Origin of the sequence: Actinomyces massiliensis 4401292, from assembly GCF_000269805.1 — a bacterium.
Taxonomy (GTDB): Bacteria; Actinomycetota; Actinomycetes; order Actinomycetales; family Actinomycetaceae; genus Actinomyces; species Actinomyces massiliensis.
Window position 1 is genome coordinate 100,304 of record NZ_JH711482.1, and the last position, 20,714, is coordinate 121,017.

17 protein-coding genes, 2 tRNA genes and 2 pseudogenes are annotated in these 20,714 nt (G+C 63.8%); 9 read left to right on the forward strand and 12 right to left on the reverse strand.

Annotation, left to right across the window (positions count from 1 at the left end; genetic code table 11):
- Positions 1 to 11: 11 nt before the first annotated feature.
- The 4 genes and pseudogenes from W5W_RS14855 to W5W_RS0108895 all read right to left on the reverse strand — a co-directional run bounded on the left by W5W_RS14855 (position 12) and on the right by W5W_RS0108895 (position 5,329).
- Positions 12 to 1,567: pseudogene (locus W5W_RS14855) on the reverse strand (IS1634 family transposase).
- A 417-nt stretch (positions 1,568 to 1,984) separates the two neighbouring features.
- Entirely contained in the window at positions 1,985 to 2,464 is a 480-nt protein-coding gene (locus W5W_RS0108885; RefSeq protein WP_017195153.1) for a peptidase inhibitor family I36 protein, read from the reverse strand.
- A 330-nt stretch (positions 2,465 to 2,794) separates the two neighbouring features.
- Entirely contained in the window at positions 2,795 to 3,241 is a 447-nt protein-coding gene (locus W5W_RS16125) for a hypothetical protein (protein WP_154650311.1), read from the reverse strand.
- Positions 3,242 to 3,271: 30 nt separating this feature from the next.
- Positions 3,272 to 5,329, reverse strand: coding sequence for a helicase HerA-like domain-containing protein (locus W5W_RS0108895; RefSeq protein ID WP_017195155.1), 2,058 nt, complete (start codon positions 5,327 to 5,329; stop codon positions 3,272 to 3,274).
- A gap of 438 nt (positions 5,330 to 5,767) precedes the next feature.
- Between W5W_RS0108895 and W5W_RS14860 the strand changes: the two genes are divergently transcribed.
- Both W5W_RS14860 and W5W_RS0108905 read left to right on the forward strand, forming a co-directional pair.
- Positions 5,768 to 6,274 (forward strand): DUF6318 family protein, encoded by a 507-nt coding sequence (locus W5W_RS14860; RefSeq protein WP_017195156.1) that lies wholly within the window; start codon positions 5,768 to 5,770, stop codon positions 6,272 to 6,274.
- A gap of 380 nt (positions 6,275 to 6,654) precedes the next feature.
- Positions 6,655 to 7,140: a hypothetical protein gene (locus W5W_RS0108905; RefSeq protein ID WP_238533318.1), complete on the forward strand. Its 486-nt coding sequence runs from the start codon at positions 6,655 to 6,657 to the stop codon at positions 7,138 to 7,140.
- Between the two features lie 371 nt (positions 7,141 to 7,511).
- Here the strand turns inward: W5W_RS0108905 and W5W_RS0108910 are convergent, their stop codons facing one another.
- The 5 genes from W5W_RS0108910 to W5W_RS0108930 form a co-directional block, all read right to left on the reverse strand.
- The gene (locus tag W5W_RS0108910; RefSeq protein ID WP_017195158.1) at positions 7,512 to 8,582 is read right to left on the reverse strand and encodes a glycosyltransferase; all 1,071 of its coding nucleotides are present in this window, start codon (positions 8,580 to 8,582) and stop codon (positions 7,512 to 7,514) included.
- Positions 8,583 to 8,602: 20 nt separating this feature from the next.
- Positions 8,603 to 11,050 (reverse strand): sodium-translocating pyrophosphatase, encoded by a 2,448-nt coding sequence (locus W5W_RS0108915; RefSeq protein WP_017195159.1) that lies wholly within the window; start codon positions 11,048 to 11,050, stop codon positions 8,603 to 8,605.
- Positions 11,051 to 11,144: 94 nt separating this feature from the next.
- Positions 11,145 to 11,546, reverse strand: coding sequence for a MerR family transcriptional regulator (locus W5W_RS0108920; RefSeq protein ID WP_238533319.1), 402 nt, complete (start codon positions 11,544 to 11,546; stop codon positions 11,145 to 11,147).
- Positions 11,546 to 12,520, reverse strand: a complete 975-nt coding sequence (locus W5W_RS0108925) for an aldo/keto reductase (protein ID WP_017195161.1) — start codon at positions 12,518 to 12,520, stop codon at positions 11,546 to 11,548. Before W5W_RS0108925 ends, W5W_RS0108920 begins: the two co-directional genes overlap by 1 nt.
- Positions 12,521 to 12,596: 76 nt before the next feature.
- A complete protein-coding gene (locus tag W5W_RS0108930) occupies positions 12,597 to 13,772 on the reverse strand; it encodes an aminotransferase class I/II-fold pyridoxal phosphate-dependent enzyme (protein ID WP_017195162.1) in 1,176 nt (391 codons plus the stop codon).
- 152 nt (positions 13,773 to 13,924) lie between these two features.
- On the opposite strand from W5W_RS0108930, the gene W5W_RS0108935 reads away from it, so the two are divergent.
- The 7 genes and pseudogenes from W5W_RS0108935 to W5W_RS16130 all read left to right on the forward strand — a co-directional run bounded on the left by W5W_RS0108935 (position 13,925) and on the right by W5W_RS16130 (position 17,602).
- Positions 13,925 to 14,015, forward strand: a tRNA-Ile gene (locus W5W_RS0108935).
- Between the two features lie 31 nt (positions 14,016 to 14,046).
- A tRNA-Leu gene (locus W5W_RS0108940) sits at positions 14,047 to 14,128 on the forward strand.
- Between the two features lie 132 nt (positions 14,129 to 14,260).
- On the forward strand, positions 14,261 to 14,779 hold the full coding sequence (locus W5W_RS0108945; protein ID WP_017195163.1) for an HXXEE domain-containing protein: 519 nt from the start codon (positions 14,261 to 14,263) through the stop codon (positions 14,777 to 14,779).
- A gap of 154 nt (positions 14,780 to 14,933) precedes the next feature.
- Complete coding sequence (locus tag W5W_RS0108950; RefSeq protein ID WP_017195164.1) at positions 14,934 to 15,248, forward strand: hypothetical protein; 315 nt, start codon at positions 14,934 to 14,936, stop codon at positions 15,246 to 15,248.
- Positions 15,249 to 15,261: 13 nt separating this feature from the next.
- Positions 15,262 to 16,335: pseudogene (locus tag W5W_RS14865) on the forward strand (IS630 family transposase).
- Between the two features lie 496 nt (positions 16,336 to 16,831).
- Positions 16,832 to 17,224 carry an SH3 domain-containing protein gene (locus W5W_RS15270; RefSeq protein ID WP_274517143.1) on the forward strand — a complete coding sequence of 131 codons (393 nt, stop codon included), beginning with the start codon at positions 16,832 to 16,834 and terminating at the stop codon, positions 17,222 to 17,224.
- A 204-nt stretch (positions 17,225 to 17,428) separates the two neighbouring features.
- Positions 17,429 to 17,602 (forward strand): amidase domain-containing protein, encoded by a 174-nt coding sequence (locus W5W_RS16130; RefSeq protein WP_017195167.1) that lies wholly within the window; start codon positions 17,429 to 17,431, stop codon positions 17,600 to 17,602.
- A gap of 540 nt (positions 17,603 to 18,142) precedes the next feature.
- On the opposite strand, the gene W5W_RS0108980 is transcribed toward W5W_RS16130, so the two are convergent.
- The 3 genes from W5W_RS0108980 to W5W_RS0108990 form a co-directional block, all read right to left on the reverse strand.
- On the reverse strand, positions 18,143 to 18,361 hold the full coding sequence (locus tag W5W_RS0108980) for a hypothetical protein (RefSeq protein ID WP_017195169.1): 219 nt from the start codon (positions 18,359 to 18,361) through the stop codon (positions 18,143 to 18,145).
- 64 nt (positions 18,362 to 18,425) lie between these two features.
- The gene (locus W5W_RS0108985; protein ID WP_017195170.1) at positions 18,426 to 18,962 is read right to left on the reverse strand and encodes a hypothetical protein; all 537 of its coding nucleotides are present in this window, start codon (positions 18,960 to 18,962) and stop codon (positions 18,426 to 18,428) included.
- Between the two features lie 84 nt (positions 18,963 to 19,046).
- Entirely contained in the window at positions 19,047 to 20,711 is a 1,665-nt protein-coding gene (locus W5W_RS0108990) for a hypothetical protein (protein ID WP_050980387.1), read from the reverse strand.
- Between the last annotated feature and the right edge of the window lie 3 nt (positions 20,712 to 20,714).

Sequence of the window (20,714 nt, forward strand, 5' to 3'; positions counted from 1 at the left end):
ACTCATGACGGTTAGTGTGCTGGGGGTGGGGTGCTCAGGGCGGTGAGAATTTGCTCGGCCTTGGGGGTTAGTTGTGGTGCGGCGGTGAGGTGGTGGTCGTTGAGGTTGATGGTGACGTCCTGGAGGGGTTTGAGGGCGCGGATGACGCGTTTGATGCTGATCCCGGTGGCCTCCTGGAGGTGGCGGGCTACGGTCAGGGAGGCCATGACCATGGTCAGGTGGGCTTCGATGGCGTCTCGGGTGTGGTGGAAGACGGGGCGGGCTCTCAGGTCGTGCTTGCTCATCCGCAAAGGACTGCTCGGGCGTGCCACAGCTCGTGGTAGGAGGAGATGACCTCGCTGGCGTCCATCAAGCGTGCAGGAATGTTGGTGACGTAGCCCTTGAGCCCCACCAGGGGCCTGGCCCTGGCGATGGAGGCCTCATCAAGGACCTGATCGCCTTGACGGACGGTGACAAAACGCGTGTTCTTGGGACGCTTCTCGCCGGCGATGACGGCCCTGGCGCGGTTGGCCTGAGGGGTCAGGGTCTGGTTGTCCCGGGCCGCACGCTTCTTGGAGTAGGCCCATACCGCTCTCCATGAGCCTGGATGGGTGTGCGGGGCCCATACCGGCTCGGACTTGCGACTCTTGTCCCGCTCGGTGTTCGAGCCTCTTCTGGGGGTGATGGTGTCGATGACCTGCCCGTCGGTGAAGGCGTCCCCGCTCCAGCGGAAGTGGGCCTCCAGGTCGCCCGGGGCGTGGGTGGTGCGTGAACCGACGATGAACCGCAGCCTCGCCTCATCCAACGCACTCAGGTTCGATGCTGACAGCATGCCTGCGTCAGCGACGATGACGAGGTCGGCGATGCCGTGGGCGGCCTGGAAGGCCTCCACGATGGGGATGATCGTGGCGGTCTCAGCCTTGTTCCCCTCCCAGCAGCCGACCTGGAGAGGGAAACCATGACGATCGACCAGCAGCCCGACGATGACCTGAGGATCGACCCTCCTCTCCTTGGAGTAGCCGACCTTGCGCAGGTCGTCCTCACGCTCGGCCTCGAAGTAGAGCGTGGTCACGTCATACAGGCACAGGGCCAGGCCCCCACTGGTGGTGACGTGCTCGAACAGGGCCCCAGACAGGCTCTCGCGGTAGCCCCGCTCCTGGGCTCGGGCCAGGGAGCGGAACAAGGTCCGCACGCTGACCGACTCCAGTCCCAGATCACCCAGCACGCGGGGCACCTGGGCCTTGGATGTCGGCTCGATCAAACGCGCCAGAACCATCTGCTCAAACGCCCGATCACCCCCAGTAGCATCCCCCAGGCCCAGGCAGTTATACGCCCTGTGCAGGACGTCCCACAGCAGGCCCGAGCGCTTGGAGGCCACCACCGCGTCAGTGCCGACCGGGACTGAGACTCTTGGAAACCCCTGGACCGCTGGTGGTGTGGGGGTCAGCTCCAGGGCCAGCTGGTCCGGGGCAATGCGGTGCCGGCCGATCTCCATCAGAGCAGCCAGCTCGGCCTGGGTGTGGGCCGATCCCAGGTGCTCGATGACCTTGTCCCGGCGCCCTTCCTTGACCGCGATCTGCACCGCCATCGCCCCTGAGACTGTCTTGACCTTACGCAGAAACGGGCTCACCACCCCCACCCTACCGGCCCCTTAGTGTGCCAGCACACCCACAACCACCACGCAACATCAACGAAAAACCCACCTCAAAACCCAGACCCCACCAAAGTGTCACGAGTCAGGTCAGCCTGCACGCCATGATCCGAAACGGCGCCCTCTACGATTCACCCCACCCATCGACTGCCCGCCGCCGTTTGATACGCAACATAGGAGTCTCAGATCGTCTACGGACATGAGCGGCAAATCATCATGTCGGCCCAGACGGGCCCAGCCCCGAGCTAACTCCGGACCACCAACAAGGTAACGGAACAGCAGATACTCCACCGTCCAGGGCGGCTCGCATGGTGTGCGTGAGGTTAGGTCACAGGTTTTCCCGTAGCAGCTGCCTCATATCCCTTTGAATACCACGTGGCCACCGTTGTAATTCTTGAGGTAGTCGTCGAAGTTCTGGGGGTAGGAGGGGTAGGAAGAGGTCATGCCGAAGAGCTGGGTCATGTAGGTGTGCCCTTCGGCGGGCCCCGAGGTATGCATGCTCACGTCGAGGTCGCTGTTGTCGACGAGCGACTCGGCGTTGTTCTTGATGCACTGGCCCTGCCCGGCTCCTGGGCTGATGAACTTGTAGCAGTCCGTCGGAGAGTCGCCGTAGTCGTCGATGCCATGATCGGATGAGAAGTCTGAGAGCGACCCGGTGGCGTCGCTGCCATAGTAAAGGCAGATCTCGCCATACTCGCAGACGCCGTTCTGCTCCACAGACTGAGCGGGCTGAGCTTGTGCGGCGGCGGCCGGGGCGCTCAGGGCGCCAGCGGTCAGGAGGACAGCTGAGGCCAGTCCCGTCAGGCGCGAAATCAGGGTGATGGACATGCGCATGAAATCCCCTCATCAAGAAGAGGCGCCCCGGCTGGTCAGGGACGCCGGTAGGGTTCAGGAACATATTTGGAAGCTGGTCGCTGACCAGGTTCGGTCGTGTCGAGACCGCTCGGTGACGACTCGACCAGTCAACCATATAGTGACATGGAAGTGATGTAGAACAGCCACCCCATGGGAAATTACTCCCCCCTTACCCTCTATACCCGCTCCCGAGGCGGCATGAGGACCATATGCCCCATCCAATGCCCCATCCAGCGGCTGACCGGTGCACCGCCCGCCCGAGCGAGTCGCGCATTGAGCTGGCTGAACTGGCCGGGCTAGTCGGGCTGATCAAGCATTGTCCTGCCGCACCTGCCGGTCTCCCAATTCCCTGCTCAGCGTCACTCGGCACCATGTGCGGGTGGTGACGGCGTCACATTGCGTCCCGTTTGAAGGATCGCCGATGGTCAGGTTGATCGTCACATCATCATCCGTCTCAATGAGCTCGACATAGATGGCCTGGCACATAGCGGGCAGACCCCAGAAGCTGACCTCAATCGTGTCAGGAGATACCAATGTCCACGATTCCCAGGCCTCAGGCCGGGGTGAAACCAGATCGTCGCGCGACGTGACCAGCTGCGGACCAGAGGCGTCAACGGTGGCAGATGCGCTAGCGCTGCTGGTGCGTCCAGCCGGACTGCGGCACCCGCTCAGAACTGCGCTTGCACCGGCCACCGTCGGAAGAAGCATTAGGCCGAGGAGGGCTCTGCGCCGGTTCGGGGCACGGTCGTGATTCATGCGCTGCTCCTTGGCTTATTGCGATTCGACTCAACGCCGCCGCAGGGTGCCGAAGATCGATCGGGTGATCTCGCGGGTGATCTGGCGGCCCACACTGCCGATGGTCTTCTCCACCTCGCGCTTGCGACGCTCTGCGGTCCTTTCGGCCTCACGCTGGCGGCGCTCGGCCTCCTTGGCAGCCTCCCGCTCCAGCCTTTCGGCCTCCTTCTCCTGGCGGGCCGCCTCCTTGGCCGCCTCTTTCTCCGCAGCTTTGGCGGCTGCCGCCTCGGCCTTGGCCTGTTCCTTGGCGGCTTCCTCGGCTGCGCGCGCCTCCTCGGCGGCCTGGGCGTCCGCCTGGACCCTGGCGGCCAGCAGCTCGTAGGCGGACTCGTTGTCCACCGTGTCGGCGTACTTGGGCTTCAGGGGCGAGGAACTCAGGACCTGGGAGACGGTGGACTCCGAGGCCGGACCCATGACAGCGGCAGGCGCGTTGATCACCACCGGCGCCACCGGTGCCGGGCGGCCCTTCTCGTCCAGGACGCTTACCACGGCCTGCCCGGTCCCGAGCGAGGTGAGCACGCGGCTCAGGTCCAGGGGACTGACCGGGAAGGTGGAGACTGCCTTCTTCAGGTTCGCGGCGTCGGCCGGGGTATGAGCGCGCAGGGCGTGCTGGACACGGCTTCCCAGCTGGGCCAGGACCTCGTCGGGCACGTCCGTGGGCGACTGGGTGATGAAGACGATGCCGACGCCCTTGGAGCGGATCAGGCGGACGGTGCGCACCACGGCCTCCAGGAAGGCCTTGGAGGCGCCCGAGAACAGCAGGTGCGCCTCGTCGAAGAAGAACACCATGGTGGGCTTGTCCGGGTCGCCCACCTCCGGCAGGGTCTCGAAGAGCTCGGCCAGCAGCCACATGAGGAAGGTGGAGAACAGCGTCCCCTGGGACTGGATGTCGGCCAGCTCCAGGGCGGAGATGATGCCCTTGCCGTCGGGGGAGATACGCATGAGGTCGTGCACGTCCAGGGCGGGCTCCCCGAAGAACGCCTCGCCGCCGGCCGCCTCCAGGGCGGCGATCTCGCGCAGGATGACCCCGGCCGAAGCGGCCGAGACACCGCCGATGGTCTTCAGCTCCTCCTTGCCGGCGTCGGAATTGGTCAGGTAGTCGACGACGGCGCGCAGGTCCTTCAGGTCCAGCAGGGCCAGCCCCTGGGAGTCGGCCCAGTGGAAGACCAGCTGGAGGGCAGAGGTCTGGGTGTCGTTCAGTCCCAGGACGCGCGAGAGCAGGACCGGCCCGAACTCGGTGACGGTGGTGCGGATGGGCGTGCCGCTGATGGCGCCCGCGCCCGACTGCGGCCCACCGCCCAAGGTGAACAGCTCGATGGGGAAGGAGCGCCCCTCCCATGCCTGCCCGGTGGAGGCCAGGCGGGCGGCCAGCTTCTCACTGGTGGCGCCGGGCTCGGCCAGGCCGGTCAGGTCTCCCTTGACGTCGGCCAGGAAGACCGGAACGCCCGCGCCTGACAGGCCCTCGGCGAGCATCTGGAGGGTGCGGGTCTTACCGGTTCCGGTGGCGCCCGCCACCAGGGCGTGCCGGTTGAGCAGTCCCAGGGGGATGCCGACGTTCAACCCCGGCACCGGTGCCGGGTCGCCCCCGGTGAGGGTGTCCAGGTAGGTGCCCACCGGCAGGGTGGGGGAGGAGAAGCTGTAGCCGGAGCGCACCTGGGCCGTATACCCCGTATCCCCGGAGCCATCAGCGCTTCTGGTTTCCCCGGTGTCTTCAGTGCTCTGAGCGTTCTCTGTGTGCTCTGAGCTTGGGGCGTCGGCGGGTGGCGCGGGCTCCGTCTGTGACGGCGGTGCTTCAGTGGTGTTCGACGGCGGGGCCGTGTCCTGCCCGTTCGATTCGGCCTGCTCGGCCTGTTCACTGCTCGGCTCTGCGGGAGCGTCCGTTGCCGCCTGAGCGGATTCTTCGGCCCGCGGTTCGGGGTGGTCGGGGTCGCCAGTCGCGAGTGCGGCGTCAAGGGCGGCTTGAGCGGCGGCCGCCTTGGCTGCGGCGGCGTCGGCGGCGGCCTGTGCGGCTTCGGCTTTGAGGCGTGCGATCGCAGCGGAGTCGGTCATAACGCCATGGTAGACGCCGACCAGTCGGGTATCAGGGACGTGTAGGAATGCGGCATGCCCTGGAGTTTTCCACAGAAGGGTTTGTGAGGGTGGCGGTCCTCACAAGGGGGTCGCTACAGTGTTGCTGTGATGCCTGTTCGGTCCTGAGTGGTGCTGAGGCGCTGGGTGGGGCCGCGAAGGTCATGGATGCCTGTTTTCCCTGAATCGTCGTTGTTGATAGTGGTGATGATGATGGCTGTCCCGGTCTGGTTCCGTCTCTGTGTGCACGTCTGCCGTGCCGGAAGAAGCCGTGTTCGCCGTGCCGGAGACAGTTGTCTGCGGGCGGTGTTGGTTGTGGTGCTGAGTGCGTCGGGGGCCTTGGGGGCTATGGGAGCGCTGGCGGCGTGTAGCAGGGGCGGTGATGATGTCCGTGGTGGTGGCGGTCCGTCGGCTTCTGCTGTGTCTGCCTCTGCGACGGCATCTCCGACGGTGGACCTTCCTGCCGATCAGGCGGCGGCGCGTGAGGCGGCCCTGGCGATGCCGGCTCCGGAAAAACCGGAGAATATGGATGAGAATTCCTCTGAGGGTGCTATTGCGACGGCGACTTACTTCGTTCAGTTGTATCCCTATGTGTATGCCACGGGGGACCTGGAGCAGTGGAAGTCGATGAGTCGGCAGGACTGCCTGTTCTGCAACTCGGTGATCACCAATGTGAAAGAACTCCACGAATCCGGCGGGTGGCGTGACCCATGGGCTCAAACTGTTGTTCAGTCGGGTTACTCCGATCCCGGCCCCGGCAGCGAGTACTCCCGAGTGGACATCGCCTTCGATAGAGATACCACGTATACATATGACGGAACTGGAGGAGAGCCCGAGGTCGCGGAACCTCATTCGTACACGGTAATTATTTTTGCCATGAAATACACGGACGGGCACTGGATCATTCGAGAGGGGGAGGTGGAATGAGGAATTTTAACAAAGTAAGTGCTGTACTTGCTGTGGCTTTGGTGGTGCAGATGATGATCTCGTCGACCGCTGTAGGAGATAGTGACGATGAAGTTTTTTCTTCTGAAGGAAGTGGGGATTCTGTTGGGGTTACCCGTATTCGTACGCGTGTGATCGACCCTGATACGGTTCCTGAGGCGGTGCCTGCTCCGGTGGTGCAGGGTGGGGAGGCTTCTGTGGGGGAGGGGGTCGGTGATCCGCTTGTGGAGGAATTCTCGAAGACTGTGGATGACTGCCTGCCGGAAACAGGGCTAGCTCGCGTATTTTGCACGTCAAAAGCGGTCGATCTAATGTTAATGCTCCTCAATAGACCCCAGTCCGCGCCCGAAGAACCCGCCGCCGTGGAAGCTGCAGGGGCAGCCGGCGTGCCCGTCGTGGTCACGTCCTCGGATGTTTCTAAAGTCATGGCCAACGGATCAGGCATTACACGCCAGCCCCCGGGCGCCAAGGCGTTGGTGTCCAAGATCGTGATTGTCTACACCTCGGGGGATTCCCAGACCTTGGAGACTGAGGTTGGGGGAGCCCCGGTGACCATTGTGGCTACTCCGGTGTCCTATGCCTGGGACTGGGGCGATGGGGCCACGACCACGACTACGGATCCGGGGGCTGCCTACCCTGATCAGACGGTTTTTCACAAGTACTCCCACACCGCCAAGGGCGTGGTCATCAGCCTGACCACCACCTGGACGGCCACCTACTCCGTAGGCGGCGGGCCCGCCCAGCCGATCTCCGGCACCCTGACCACCACCGACACCTCCGACCCCTTCGACCTCGTCAGACGCATCTCCTACCTCACCGACGACGCCGAAGAAGCCCAAGGCCACTAGAGACGCCCCCCTGAGGGGCGCGAATCGGGACCGATGGGTGGAGCGCCCAACGTCAACGGCAGTTCGCCACGTAAACGGGCCTTTCTCCCATACTTCTAGGCTTTATCCTCAGAAGGATGGGAGAAAGGCACGTTCACGTTGGAAAAGTACGTTGGTTCCACAGCAGGGTCGGCGTGGGGATCAGTGTGAAAAGTGCGCAGAGGCATCACTTTCATGTTCATGGGAACGGCGGAGTCCGGCGGGATTCCCGGACCGAGATCGGTCGCCCTTTGGCATCATCCATCATCGCCCATCAGGGTGCCCGAGGCGTTCAAGGATATTCGACGTTGTTGGCCCGGTCGGCCCGCTCGTCGTCGTTGGGAGGACCGAGGTCAGTGGCCGAACCACTCGGTAACCCGTGACATGATCGCCTTGTCGAAGGCGTCGTCGGAGTGATGATTGGCGATCCAGGACGAGAAGGATCCGCCTGCGGCCTCGTCCATCTTCCTGCGGCAGGCCTCCGGCTCCCTGAGCGCCCGGGTCAGCATCGTCGCCGCCTCGTCGAGGTCGCGGTAGATGAAGGGGTAGGACGGCGGGACGAGGGCGCGCGCCCACTCCCTGTCGGGCAGGACGCCGATGACGCCCGCGCCCAGCGCCTCCACATAGAGCAGGCCGTAGGACTCCTTGTCCGCGGTCGCGAGGAAGGCGGTTGTCCGTGCCAGGGCCTCCCAGTAGGACCGTCTGGTGGCGGTCAGCGGCCCCATCCACACCCAGTCCCGCTGCGAGATGCTCATAGCGGCCTCCGAGACGAGGCTGTCCTCCTGCAGACGCATCTCGACCCTGAGCGGAACTGCCCGGCGAACCTGTTCGATGACCCGGAAGAACTGCTCCGGGTGCTTGCCGCGCGTCAGATAGATCGACGGATACAGCACGATCGGCACATCCGAGTAGGTGCGGGGCTGGATGTGGTCAAGGCGGAATCCGAGATTGACCCATGAGAGCCTGGATTTCTCATACAAATGCTGGGCGGTCCACTTCGCCACGAGTTCGCGCACCTCGTTGGCGGTGCGCTGGGAGTCCGCGAAGGTGGGGAACAGGGCGCACGACAACGCGAGCGTCGCCATGTGGGCCTTGGGGGCGTCCGAGGGCATCGGGCGCCAGACGAAGTTCATGATGCGCGGCTCCGCCACCGTGCCCGGCGCCGTTCCGGGGGCGCGGGAGAGGACTTGCCAGACATGGGGGGAGTCCACCGCATCCATGTTGATGACGACCAGATCCGTCGGGTCGAGTCCCTCCAGGGGGACGACGTCGAAGTCCTCGCTCTGGCGGGGAACCGGGGCGATGACGGTCGACTCGGGGAAGATCCTCAGCAATCGCCGTACCAGGGTGTCGCCCGCCTCATGACCTGCGACGCGCCCTCCCGACGAGATGTCGATGTCGTCGTATTTGATGGCGATCCTCATGACCTTACCTCCATGGATTCTCAGTCCTCCGCCAGGATCTCGTCGATGTTGTCGTCGCCGCTTGTGCGAGCGGGGATCCTCATGCCGTAGAAGGAGCGGTGGACGAAGAAGAGGGACACGAGGAAGAAAGCCGCCGCCAGTACATGCACCAGAGTCCCCAGCCCCTGTTCGGAGAGGCTGGCGGCGAGCTCGACGGCGAGCAGGCCGAAGAGAGTCGTGAACTTGATGATCGGGTTCAGGGCCACCGATGAGGTGTCCTTGAAGGGATCGCCGACGGTGTCGCCCACGATCGAGGCGTCGTGCAGGGCGGTTCCCTTCATGTGCAGATCGACTTCGACGACTTTCTTGGCGTTGTCCCACGCACCTCCCGCGTTGGCCATGTAGATGGCCTGATACAGCCCGAAAACGGCGATCGACACCAGGTAGCCGATGAAGAAGAAGGGCTCGACGAAGGCCAGGGACAGCGTCGCGAAGAAGACCGCGAGAAAGATCGTGAGCATTCCCTGCTGGGCGTACTGGGTGCAGATCTCGACGACCCGCCTGGAATCCTCCACGGAGGCCCGCTCGGCTCCCGTGTCCAGGTGAATCGACTCCTTGATGAAGGCGACGGCCCTGTTGGCGCCGGTGGTTACCGCCTGAATGGAGGCCCCGGAGAACCAGAACACCACGGCTCCTCCGGTGATCAGTCCCAGAAGGAAGGGGGCGTGCATGAGGGAGAGATTCTCGATGCCCCTGGTCAGGTGATCGGTCAGCCCGATGATGATCGAGAAGATCATGGTGGTGGCGCCCACGACCGCGGTTCCGATGAGAACGGGCTTCGCCGTTGCCTTGAACGTGTTGCCGGCTCCGTCGTTGTCCTCGAGGAGGAACTTGGCCCTCTCCCAGCGCGCAGTGAGGCCGAAGTCGCGGTGCAGCTCCTCGTCGATGCCGTCGAGGTCCTCGATCCGTGAGAGCTCGTAGACGCTCTGGGCGTTGTCGGTGACGGGCCCGTAGGAGTCGACGGCGATGGTCACCGGTCCCATGCCCAGGAATCCGAAGGCGACCAGGCCGAAGGCGAAGACGGCCGGTGCCACCATGATCCCCTCCAGTTCGGAACCGGACAGGAGGAAGGCGCCGCCCATGAGGCCCACGACGGTGATGCCCAACCAGAAGGCGGAGAAGTTGCCCGCCACGACCCCGGAAAGGATGTTCAGGCTGGCGCCGCCCTGGCGCGAGGACTTGACGGTCTCGCGAACGTGCTGGGAGCCGGTGGAGGTGAAGACCTTGACCAGCTCGGGGATGAGCGCCCCCGCGAGGGTTCCGCAGGTGATGATCGTGGCCAGGCGCAGCCACAGTCCAGCGCCCTGACCGCCCAGGACGAGCCAGGTGGACAGGTAGGTCAGCGTGATGCACAGGGCGCTGGTGAGCCATACCAGTGTGGTCAGCGGAGTCTCGAAGTTCATCCGCTCGGCGTCCCCGAAGCGCGCTCGGCACCAGGCCGCGTTGATCCCGTAGGCGGCCCAGGCGGCCAGGATCATCGCGGCGCGCACCGTGAAGATCCACACCAGCAGCATCGCCTGGAGCCCGGCGTCCGGGACTGCCAGCAGTACGAAGGTGACCAGGGCGACGCCGGTGACGCCATAGGTCTCGAAGCCGTCGGCGCTGGGGCCCACCGAGTCGCCCGCGTTGTCGCCGGTGCAGTCCGCGATGACGCCGGGATTGCGCGGGTCGTCCTCGTCGATCTTGAAGACGATCTTCATCAGATCGGCGCCGATGTCGGCGATCTTGGTGAAGATGCCGCCGGCGATGCGCAGGGCCGATGCCCCGAGCGACTCGCCGATGGCGAAGCCGATGAAGCAGGCGCCGGCCACATCGGCGGGCAGGAACAGCAGGATTACCAGCATCATCAGCAGTTCGAGACTGATGAGCACCATGCCGATGCTCATGCCCGATCGAAGCGGTATCCGGTGCACCTCATGCGGCTTGCCGCGCAAGGAGGCGAAGGCGGTCCGGGCGTTGGCGAAGGTGTTGACCCGGATTCCGAACCACGCCACGCAGTATGAGCCGCCCATCCCGAGCAGGGAGAAGACCACGACGATGCCGACCCTGGCCCACCCGAAGCCGACCAGCGCCTTGTAGTAGACGATGATGACGGCGGTGATGAAGGCCCACAGGATCATCAGGAAGCGTCCCTGCCGGATCAGGTACGCCTGACAGGTGGAGTAAATGGTCTCGGCGACCTCCAGCATTGATGAGTGCACGGGGGCTCTGCGCAGGCGCAGGAAGGTGACCGTGCCGAAGCCCAGGCCGAGCAGGCACACTCCGATGCCCATCAGGAGCAGAAGCCGCCCGCTCAGCCCCCAGGAGACGAGGACGCCGGACAGGTCGGGGAGGACGAGATTGGCTTCTCCTCCGCCGGCGTCGGCGCTGTTGTCGCTGGTGAGGATGCTCGCTGCGAGGGGGGAGGAGGGGCAACACGAGAGGAACATGGATCATCGCCTGGTTCGTCCGCTGTGTGGGTGCACCACTGACCGGGGAGAGTCTAGTCACTGCCGGGAGGACGAACCAGGGGGCGGCGGGCCTCTAGCGACCCTCGCCCGTGGAATCGGCGTCGAGGCGGGCGCTGTAGTCCGCGATCTTGTCGTCGACGACGCTCAGCGACAGGGCCAGACGCGCCATGCGCTCGATGATGGCCTCCCGATGGTCCCTCAGCAGCGCGAGGCGCTCGGGCACGCCGTTGGGGTCTTGCTGCACGAGCCTGGTGAACTCGGCGATCCTGGCCAGGGGCATGCCGGTGTCGCGCAGGTGGATCAGGACGTCCAGCAGGTGCAGCTCCTCGGGCCCGTAACGGCGCCGGCCGCCCGCGTCGCGAGCAGCCGGAGGAATGACGCCGGCGCGCTCGTAGTACCTTAGGGCGTCAACGCTCAGGCCGAGATGCTCGGCGGCCGCGCCGATCGTGCAGTCGTGATTCCGGGCGCCGGCCATCATACCGTTCCGCGTGCGCTCTCCAGGTCGGCCAGCACGGCCGCGGGCAGCGGGGCGCTCATCGCCCGCACGGCCGAGTCGAGCTGGGCCCTGGTGGACACCCCGACCACGGGGAGCACGGGCACGGCCCTGCCCGCCATCCACGCCAGCACGACCTGGCCCGCGTCCAGTCCCGTCGAGTCCGCCGCACGTGCGAGTGCGGCGAGCTGCGAGGCGGTCGCACCGTGCTGGTAGGCGTCGGGCAGTCGACGATCGTCCCGGGTGTAGGCGCCGCCGAGCAGCGGCGAGTAGCCGGCTAGACTGAGGTGCTGGCCGACGGCGAGGTCGATGAGGTCGTCGTCGAGGAGCACGTGGGGAGACAGGTCCGCGCCGGGCGCGGCGGTCAGGTAGGTGAAGCGCTGCTGGACGACGGAGTAGCGCGGGCCGTCCGCAGCGGCGCGCAGTCCGGCCCCGAGTCGCGAGGAGGTGATGTTGGAGCAGGCGATCACTCGGGCCGTGCCGCGGCGGACCTCCTCCTGAAGGGCTCCCACGGTCTCCTCGATCGGCACCCGGGTGTCGTCGATGTGGGCGTAGAGCACGTCGATGCGATCGGTGCGCAGGCGCATCAGGCTGTGCTCCGTCTGCTCCCGCACTGCGGGCGCCGACAGGCCGAGGGCCTCGTCCAGGCTCCTGGTGCCCGGCCGCGGGCGCGCGCCGATCTTGGTCGCCAGGACGACCTGCTCGCGGGCGCCGGGGCGCGCGTCGAACCAGTCGCCGAGGACCGTCTCGGACTCGTCACCGGTTCCGTCCTCGACCCAGAAGGCGTAGTTGTTCGCGGTGTCCAGAAACGTCGCGCCGGTGTCGAGCGCGGCGTCGAGGATCTCGTGCGCGATGGTCGGGGCGACGCGGGTGCCGAAGTACATCGTGCCCACCGCCAGCGGCGGCACCATCAGGGCGTCATTCGGGCTATTACTGCAGAGTTCGATCGTCTCCATGCGGGCCAGCGTGCTCCCTGGAGCCCGCTCCAGGTCAAGTCGTGGGCACCGAGGGCGGGCCGGGAGCGGGACTCGGTCAGCCCAGCGGGCGCACGAAGCCCTCGAGCCGTCTCATGCCCTCGGCGAGCTCGGCGCGCGATGCCGCGTAGGACAGGCGCACATGCGTGTCGGCCATGGCGGGGCCGAAGTCCACTCCCGGCGTCAGGGCCACATGCGCCTCCTCCAGGGCTCGCATGCAGAATGTCGTCGAGTCCAGTCCTGTGTCCGAGACGTCGAAGTAGGCGTAGAAGGCGCCGTCGGGCTTGGCCGGTACCGGCAGTCCGATCCTCTTCAGGCCGTCCAGGACGATGCCGCGCCGTGCCAGCAGCTCGACTCGCCGGGCCTCGCAGGAGGCCAGGGCCTCGGGCGTGAAGCAGGCCAGTGCCGCCATCTGCGTGGGCGTGGAAGCGCACAGGAAGAAGTTGACGGCCAGGTTGTCAGCGGCCTCCAGCAGTTCCTCGGGCAGTACCAGCCAGCCCAGGCGCCAGCCCGTCATCCCGAAGTACTTCGAGAAGCTGGAGACGATGATGGCTTCCGGATCGGCCTCCAGCGCTGTGCGGGCCGGATGACCCTCGGGGTCGGGATCCGCCAGTGACAGGTAGATCTCATCGACGATCCGCCAGGCGCCGCGCGCCTGCGCCTGTTCGCAGATGCGTGCCAGCTCGTCGAAGGGGATGGTCGTGCCCGTCGGGTTCGACGGCGTGGCGAGCATGACGGCGCTCGTGGCCGGGGTCCAGGCCGCCTTCATCGACTCGACGTCGAGCTGATAGCGGCTGGAGGCGCTCGTGGGGGCCAGGACCACGCGGCCGCCGAAAGCCTGGACCAACTCGCGATTGCAGGGGTAGCACGGATCCGCCATGACGACGTCGTCGCCGGGCTCGGTGGTCAGGGCCGTGGCCAGCAGAAGGCCCGCCGAGGCTCCGGCGGTGATGAGGATCCTGCGCGGGTCCACGCTCACCCGGTGCCGCGACGCGTACAGGTCGGCGACGGCCTCGCGCAGGGCGGGCAGTCCCGCTGCGGGCGTGTAGGGCAGGGGGCGGCCGTCCATGGTGGCGCGCATGGCCTCGTGCACACCGGGTGGCGCGCCGAAGTCCGGCTCGCCCAGACTCAGTTTGGACACATGACCGCCCGCCGCCTCGATCTGGCGCGCGCGTGCGCCAATGGACATGGCGTGGAAGGGCTGGGCCATGCGGGCGCGCTGAGCAAGTTTCATCGTCACTCCTGGGCAAGACGGGAGGCCCCGGCGGGGTGCTCGCCCACAGCGTAGGCGGGCGGTGGTTCTCGCGCTCGGTGCGTCCGGGGATCGGGTGCTGCGGTAGGGTTCGGACGTCGGAACGGAAGGGCCATCCTTCCCAGCTCCGACGGGCCCCCATAGCTCAGCGGTTAGAGCAGCGAGCTTATACCTCGTGCGTGCCTGATAAGCACATGGTCCTGGGTTCGAATCCCAGTGGGGGTACCGGCTCCCGGAGAGACTTCGGGTGTGCCCAGCCCTCGTGGTGGAATCGGTAGACACCGCGACCTTAAAAGTCGCTGCCTGCGGGCGTGCGGGTTCGAGTCCCGCCGGGGGCACTACGACTTCTCCTTGCTCAAACCCGCACAATGCCCGCATCGTGAGTACCGGGTGTCGATCACAGCAGTTCACCCCACTACGTTCCGCATCGAAACTCCACCCGCATCATGTGTTCTTCCAGGAGGTTGGGATTGGGTATCGGAGGATTCGCATTCATCACGATCGTGCTGTTCATGGTGCACGAGTTCGAGGAGATCATCTTCGTCCGGCCATATATCGGCAAGCACGCGGGGGATGGGCGCTATGAGGCCGAGGTCTTCATAGCCGGCGCCGATCACTGCCCATCGACCGAGGCGGTTGCCGCGATGATCTGTGAGGAGTTCGTGGTCTCCAGCCTCATCCTGCTGGCCGGGGTCCTGATCGGGTCCATCGAGGTGGTGGCTGCCACGTTCATCGCGTACGCCCTGCACCTCATCATCCACATTCGGGAGGCGCTCGTCTTCCCCGGGTGGGCGCCGGGGAGTAGGACGGCCGTGTTCACGATGCCACTGGTGCTGGTGGCCCTATGCGCCATGTTCGCCATGCACACGGTGAACTACGTGATGCTAGCGGTACTCACCGTCGCCATAGGCGCGGGCCTCCTGATGAACCTGCGGCTCATGCACGGGCTGGCACGCATAGTCGATTCTCAGATCAGAGCCTCCTCCTGATAGGAGGCGCCGGAACGCTGAGGGCGTTGCCGGCGCTAGACTTCAGCTCACTGAGGCCAGCAGCCACAATGCCGTGCAGCGGCGCAGCCCCAGCACGTGATGGCCTGCCAGCCCTTCCTCCCCTTCATTTCCCCTCCATCCCGAAAGACATCCCATGAACGGCACCAAAGCGAGCACGCCAGCCGACCCCGAACAGCACCGGAGTGAGTCGCAAAGGGCGATGATCTCTGAGCCAAGCAGCAGTACAGCCGACAGTGAGCGCACTGATCCCACCGCCATCGTCGAGGTGTTCCCCGGTGTGGCGGCCGTGTTCGGCGCTGTCCCTGAAGGGCTTGAGCGCATCGACCTCGAGGCATCGTCCCCGGACGGCGGCCAGCTGGCACAGCTCCTGGGCGTGGCGGGTAATACCAGCACCATCGCCGGAAACCTAGTGTCGCGTGTCGTTAGTTGTTTTGTGGTTGGTGTTTAGGATGATGGGGGGTATGGCGAATAGACCTGCTCCTGGACTGGTTCTGCGTGAGGGTGACCTGGAGGTGCTCGAGTCCTGGCTGCGTGCCACGACGGTGCCGGCTGGTTTGGCGCGGCGGGCGCGGATCGTGCTCCTGGCTGCTCAGGGGGTGGCTAACAGTCGGATCGCGCAGGCGGTGGGGGTCAGCGTCCCCACGGTGGTCTCCTGGCGGCGCCGCTACCAGGCCGGGGGTGTGCGGGGGCTGGAGGACGCGCCCCGCTCGGGGCGTCCCAGGCAGGTGCCTCGGGAGCGGGTCGTGGCCGCTACCTTGGCGCCACCTCCCAAGAGGTACGGGGTCACGCATTGGTCGAGCCGGCTGCTGGCCCGTCACCTGGGCATCGGCAACGCCACCGTGGCGCGGGTGTGGCGCAGCTATGGGATCCAGCCCTGGAGGTCGGGGACCTTCAAGTACTCCACCGATCCCGAGCTGGTCGCCAAGGTCACCGACGTGGTGGGCCTGTACCTGGCACCCCGGACAACGCCGTGGTGCTGTGCGTCGACGAGAAGTCCCAGATCCAGGCCCTGGACCGCACCGCCCCGATGCTGCCCATGGCGCCGGGCAGGATCGAGCGGCGCACCCACGACTACACCCGGCACGCCACCTCCACCCTGTTCGCCGCCCTGGAGGTCGCCACCGGCCGCGTCACAGCCGCCTGCAAGCCCCGCCACCGCCGTACCGAGCTGCTCGTCTTCCTGCGCCAGGTCACGCGCGCCTACCCCGACGACGAGCTGCACCTGGTGATGGACAACTACGCAACCCACAAGACCCCCGAGGTGCGCGCCTGGCTGGAGGCCAACCCCCGCGTCCACGTCCACTTCACCCCCACCAGCGCCTCCTGGCTCAACATGGTCGAGATCTTCTTCTCCGTCATCGACCGTGCGGCCATCCGCCGAGGAGTCTTCACCTCCGTCAAGGACCTCAACACCAAGATCCGCGCCTTCATCAACGGCTGGAACCAGCGCTGCCACCCATTCACCTGGACCAAGACCCCCGACGAGATCCTCACCAAATGCCAACCAAAAACAAACTAACAACACAAGACACTAGCAACCCAAGGGATTGTCGAGGAAGGCGACTATCCCTTGAGAAGACGCCAGATAGGGCGCTACCACATGTATGGAGTTGTATGGGCTGCCTGAGAGGTGCTAGGCTATGGCATGGCTCACAACGGAGGTGAGCGCAGCTCGGAGGCCGAGAGCCTCCCCAGGACGGGACTAGATCCCGCAACCCCGCAGCGCTTCGGCACTGCCAGTCGATCCACTAGCGCGAGACCCAGCGTCTCAGTGCCCACTGTCTACATCGGCTCCTATCGGAATCGCCTGGCCCATCCAGGTCAGGCCCCTCAGGAAGGAGGGTTCATCATGAGCTCCCTCACCACCCTGTCCTTACCCCTCCTCCGTCCCGCTCCAAGCGGTGGCTGGCCACCATCTCGGCCGTACTCCTCACCACCCTGGGACTCACTGCCATCGCTCCGGCCGCGCAGGCGGCGCCGACGGAGGCGACCGCGACGGTGTTCTCCGTACCGGGCTGGGACTACGCGAATGTGCGGAGTGGGCCCAGTACCGACAAGGCGGTGGTCAAGACCATCCCTGCTGGCTCGACGGTGACGCTGGGCTGCTCCACCCACGGCAGCATCGCCGCTGGCCCGTACGGAGCCTCCAACCTCTGGTACAAGGTGGCTGGGACCGACACCTACATTGCCGACGTCATGGTGTTGACGGGGAGTGACGAGGCGGTTACCGGCGCGTGTACCGAGACAGAGGAGGTACCAGCACCCGCGCCCAAGCCCGCCACCCCGTCGCAGAACTACAACCGTTCGGCAGCCGTCCAGTGGGCGCATGACAATGTGCGTACCGCGCCACGTTTCGAAAGCGACTGCACCTGGTTCGTCTCTCAGGCGCTGTGGGCAGGAGGTTTGCCTAAGTCCTCCGATTAGACTTCTAACGTTACCTCGCTCTCCATCAAGAAGCCATATCTCCTACACCCCAGAGCGGCCACCGGGACGGACTACCTGAAGAACTACCTCGTCAACGACACTGGCATGGCGACGATCACCGAGCTGAAGTGGAGTGACAACACTGCTGGAGGCGCCCAGCCTGGCGATATCATCGCCTACGACTAAAATAGCGGCGCTGACGGCGTGATCGACCACCTCGCCATCGTCACCGGTTCCACTCCTGAGGGCTACCCGCTCGTCTCTCAGCACACCCCCGCCCAGTACGACCGATACTGGTCTTACTCTGAGTCCGGTCGGGACTGGATCGAGAACGCCGAGAAGGGAGCGCGCGTCTACCTCATTCACATCGCCTACTAGTTGACAAAAGCCAGCCGGTAGCTCACAATATCCTCCAGCATGACCGCATAATTCATGCTGGAGGATATTTTTTATGGTTATATGCCCAGAGCCGGGATACACGAAGCAGCCATACAGTCACGAGATTATTGGTGACTGGGTCTTCACTCCTGTTCTTACGCGACATGTGGGTGGCGACTTCGGTCGCTCGTTAGACGAGCGCTGCGTCATCCCCTTCAATGCCAAGCAAGGCGTAAGTCTCTTCGCCTTCGGCGGTGAACTCGTCATCGTCGTGTCGTTGCTCATTTTTGCCCTGCTGACGCGGCGGCAAGCAAAGCGCACGCCACATACTCTCTGGAAGCGCGCGGCACGTGTGTCGATGTGGGTACTCCTATTCTACATCGTCGCTATATCGGCGGTGACTGCATGGCGGATCTTGAGACCCTAGGAGCGAAAATGTGCATAGCCTGAGAGACTCAGGAACTCGTTGACGTGAGGCTGCCATTGTAGATGCCACCGCTACACACAAGAGGTAAGAGGATTCAAGACTGCACGCCGAGTTCACAGATACCGACGCAGCCAGTCTGGAATATAGGGGTCGTCTAGAGCCCACGATTCGACCAGGCTCTCTTCCCGATCCCATGTGTTCTCGTCGCCATCGAAAAACTTCTGTCGATGACACTTGTACTTGACGACCTGGTCGCCTTCGCGGCGGTACTCATTCCAATAGTAGTTCTGCCTCCCGTAGCCTTTCCATTCATTGGTTCGGTAGATTAGCATGCGAAGCGCCCTCCTTGACATCGTGTAGTATTGATGCGTAGTTCATGCGTATTGGTTGCTCAGATCAAGCCTGCGTCAGACGGTATGAAACGTACGGATATCCAATGTCGTAGTGCTCGATTGGGCTCTTTTCCAACTCCTTGAGTTCACCACGTGAGGTGCGAAGCCAGTTGTGGCCAGCGGCATCGCGGAAGGCGAGCTCAACGCCGGGGTACGCATGCATACCACGCCAGCCTTGGGGGAACGGAAACTGCCAGTCTCCGGGTGGGACGCTCCTGAAGGTGTGACGGTAATTCTGATCCTGCTCGACGGGAGCGTGTCGCCCGTCCCCGTCCTTGATGACGAATGTCAGGCACGCGTCGTAAATCGGCTTGCCTGAGGTGTTGCTGAGGATCTGGAGCTCTTGTGCCTCGTCGACCCATGCGGTGAGCTGCTCGGCTTGGTGTCGGCGTCGATCTGAGCGGTCTTGCTCATAGTTGGCTTGATACTGGAGCGCATTGGCCTTCAACTGTTTGTTAGAGGTCCGCAATGCGAGGACGGCAGTAATAGCGGCAATTGTGGCGCAGAAGGTGCTGATTACCGACAACCAGTTTTGAAGCATGGTCGTTCTCTTTCGGTGGTATTCGGATATTGGTGACTGAACATCACAACCAGTTAACCAAAGGGAGCATCGATGATTTCCAACCTACGTCATCGCTCTTCGTGAGCCATCCGACTGGGCTAACTGGGCCAGGTCGCGCATCATCTGTGTAGCCTTGGTCATTATGTCAGCAATGAACTGACTGGATGAAACCTCGGCCAGCTCCTTCTTCATGAGATTTTGTCCGCTTGAGCCTGAAGCGTGCGCGGCGATCAGGGACCTCATTTTCTGGATCTTCTGTAGCAGGGTGATATCTCGATCGACGTGCGAGTAGGAGTGATTCTCCAGATACCGCTTGAGTTTTGCGATACCCTTCTCGTTGTCGATCTTTGGAAGCTCTGCGGTCAATTTCTTCTCATTGAGCGGGTCGACGAGCACGAGTGCAAGATTCAACAGTTGATCGCGAAATTCCGTCTCAGTTTCGTTCAGTGGAATCCTTAGACGCTGAAGGGCTGAGGAAACTTGCTGGTCATCCGAGCGATAGAGGGTCCAGCCTTTGTTTTCGTTCCATGCGTTTTGGAGATCTCGGTAGGCAATCTTGAAGAGGTGCTCTGGGCTCTCGCTACCAACCCATTGCCCTAAAATTGATCGTCTGAAATGTGATTCGCTCATGCGACCTGTCGGCGGGACGTTGTGCGCCAGCCAGTGCGGCCACTGTGCGCTTGGGATATCTCGTCCAATGTCGCCGAGAAAAACCATGACGCGTCCTGGCGTGTCGTTGTCGATCTCGACACCCCATTTGTGCGCACATGAAAGGCGGCCGGCCTTGACCGAGTAAAGCGAGGTGTCATCGTAGTACCTTTGGAGCACCTCTGGCTTGAAGAAGACAGGAGTGAGATAATGTGGTGCCCCCGGATTGGCGCCGAAGTAGTTCCCCAGTTCTTTCGGATTGCATGTGTACTTGATTGGCCGTCCGTAGTCATCTTCACCGATAATGAACTCGGGGTACTCACTCGCTGAGACTTTATCCCATGGCCAGAGACCGCACGTCTGCTGTGGTGGAGCCTTGATGATCCGCTTCGCCAGAACTCGAGAGAATATTTCCTCTCGATGTAAAGTGCCGATATTGCGGCTAAGAATGAAGTTGTCCTGTACGGTTCGTTCCAGATCGAGATGCGAATAGTCGTGATTGTCGCCTATCGGCTCGGACACGACAGAATCGACGAACACTACCGCATCAAGTTGTCTCGCTGCCAAGTAGCGCTTGAGAATTGGTGTGCGGATCTCGATCTTACTGAGTGAGATACGAATGGCGAGATCTCGAGACCCATCATCCTCGATGCGATAATAGTCGCCTGTCTTGGGATCGAGCCAGAGATTCATGAGCAAGCGAAATTCTTCGGATATCAGGAGCGCATCAGGCACCGCTCCGTGGAATTCTTGCACAATGACGAGCGGCTCGATATCGGGACCACAGCCGGTCCTACAGTATTCGGTAACCTGCTCGCCATCCTCGTAAGACTTAGAGAAGCCAGGGGTCCCGTCCCCCTTCATGAGGTCCCAACAAGCATCTGCCAGGACTCGCTCGCGGATGCTCGGCTGAGAGAGCATGATGTACCGACCACCGTGGTCCTCAGCATGATGCCAGTCCTCATAGACGATAGTCCACGCGCTATCGCCGTTCGACAGACTCGACTGAATCAACTGTTCCTGGCGCAAACGTGATTCGACACGCCTGATCTCATCGTCTGCGTGGTTACTTTCAGACATGTC

Excerpts from the sequence above, each read along its gene's own strand:
- W5W_RS0108930 (WP_017195162.1), bottom strand. The coding sequence starts at position 13,772 with ATGAAACTTGCTCAGCGCGCCCGCATGGCCCAGCCCTTCCACGCCATG.
- W5W_RS0108950 (WP_017195164.1), top strand. The coding sequence starts at position 14,934 with ATGAACGGCACCAAAGCGAGCACGCCAGCCGACCCCGAACAGCACCGG.
- W5W_RS0108985 (WP_017195170.1), bottom strand. The coding sequence starts at position 18,962 with ATGCTTCAAAACTGGTTGTCGGTAATCAGCACCTTCTGCGCCACAATT.
- W5W_RS0108885 (WP_017195153.1), bottom strand. The coding sequence starts at position 2,464 with ATGCGCATGTCCATCACCCTGATTTCGCGCCTGACGGGACTGGCCTCA.
- W5W_RS0108895 (WP_017195155.1), bottom strand. The coding sequence starts at position 5,329 with ATGACCGACTCCGCTGCGATCGCACGCCTCAAAGCCGAAGCCGCACAG.
- W5W_RS0108980 (WP_017195169.1), bottom strand. The coding sequence starts at position 18,361 with ATGCTAATCTACCGAACCAATGAATGGAAAGGCTACGGGAGGCAGAAC.
- W5W_RS0108910 (WP_017195158.1), bottom strand. The coding sequence starts at position 8,582 with ATGAGGATCGCCATCAAATACGACGACATCGACATCTCGTCGGGAGGG.
- W5W_RS0108990 (WP_050980387.1), bottom strand. The coding sequence starts at position 20,711 with ATGTCTGAAAGTAACCACGCAGACGATGAGATCAGGCGTGTCGAATCA.
- W5W_RS0108915 (WP_017195159.1), bottom strand. The coding sequence starts at position 11,050 with ATGTTCCTCTCGTGTTGCCCCTCCTCCCCCCTCGCAGCGAGCATCCTC.
- W5W_RS0108925 (WP_017195161.1), bottom strand. The coding sequence starts at position 12,520 with ATGGAGACGATCGAACTCTGCAGTAATAGCCCGAATGACGCCCTGATG.
- W5W_RS0108920 (WP_238533319.1), bottom strand. The coding sequence starts at position 11,546 with ATGGCCGGCGCCCGGAATCACGACTGCACGATCGGCGCGGCCGCCGAG.
- W5W_RS16125 (WP_154650311.1), bottom strand. The coding sequence starts at position 3,241 with ATGAATCACGACCGTGCCCCGAACCGGCGCAGAGCCCTCCTCGGCCTA.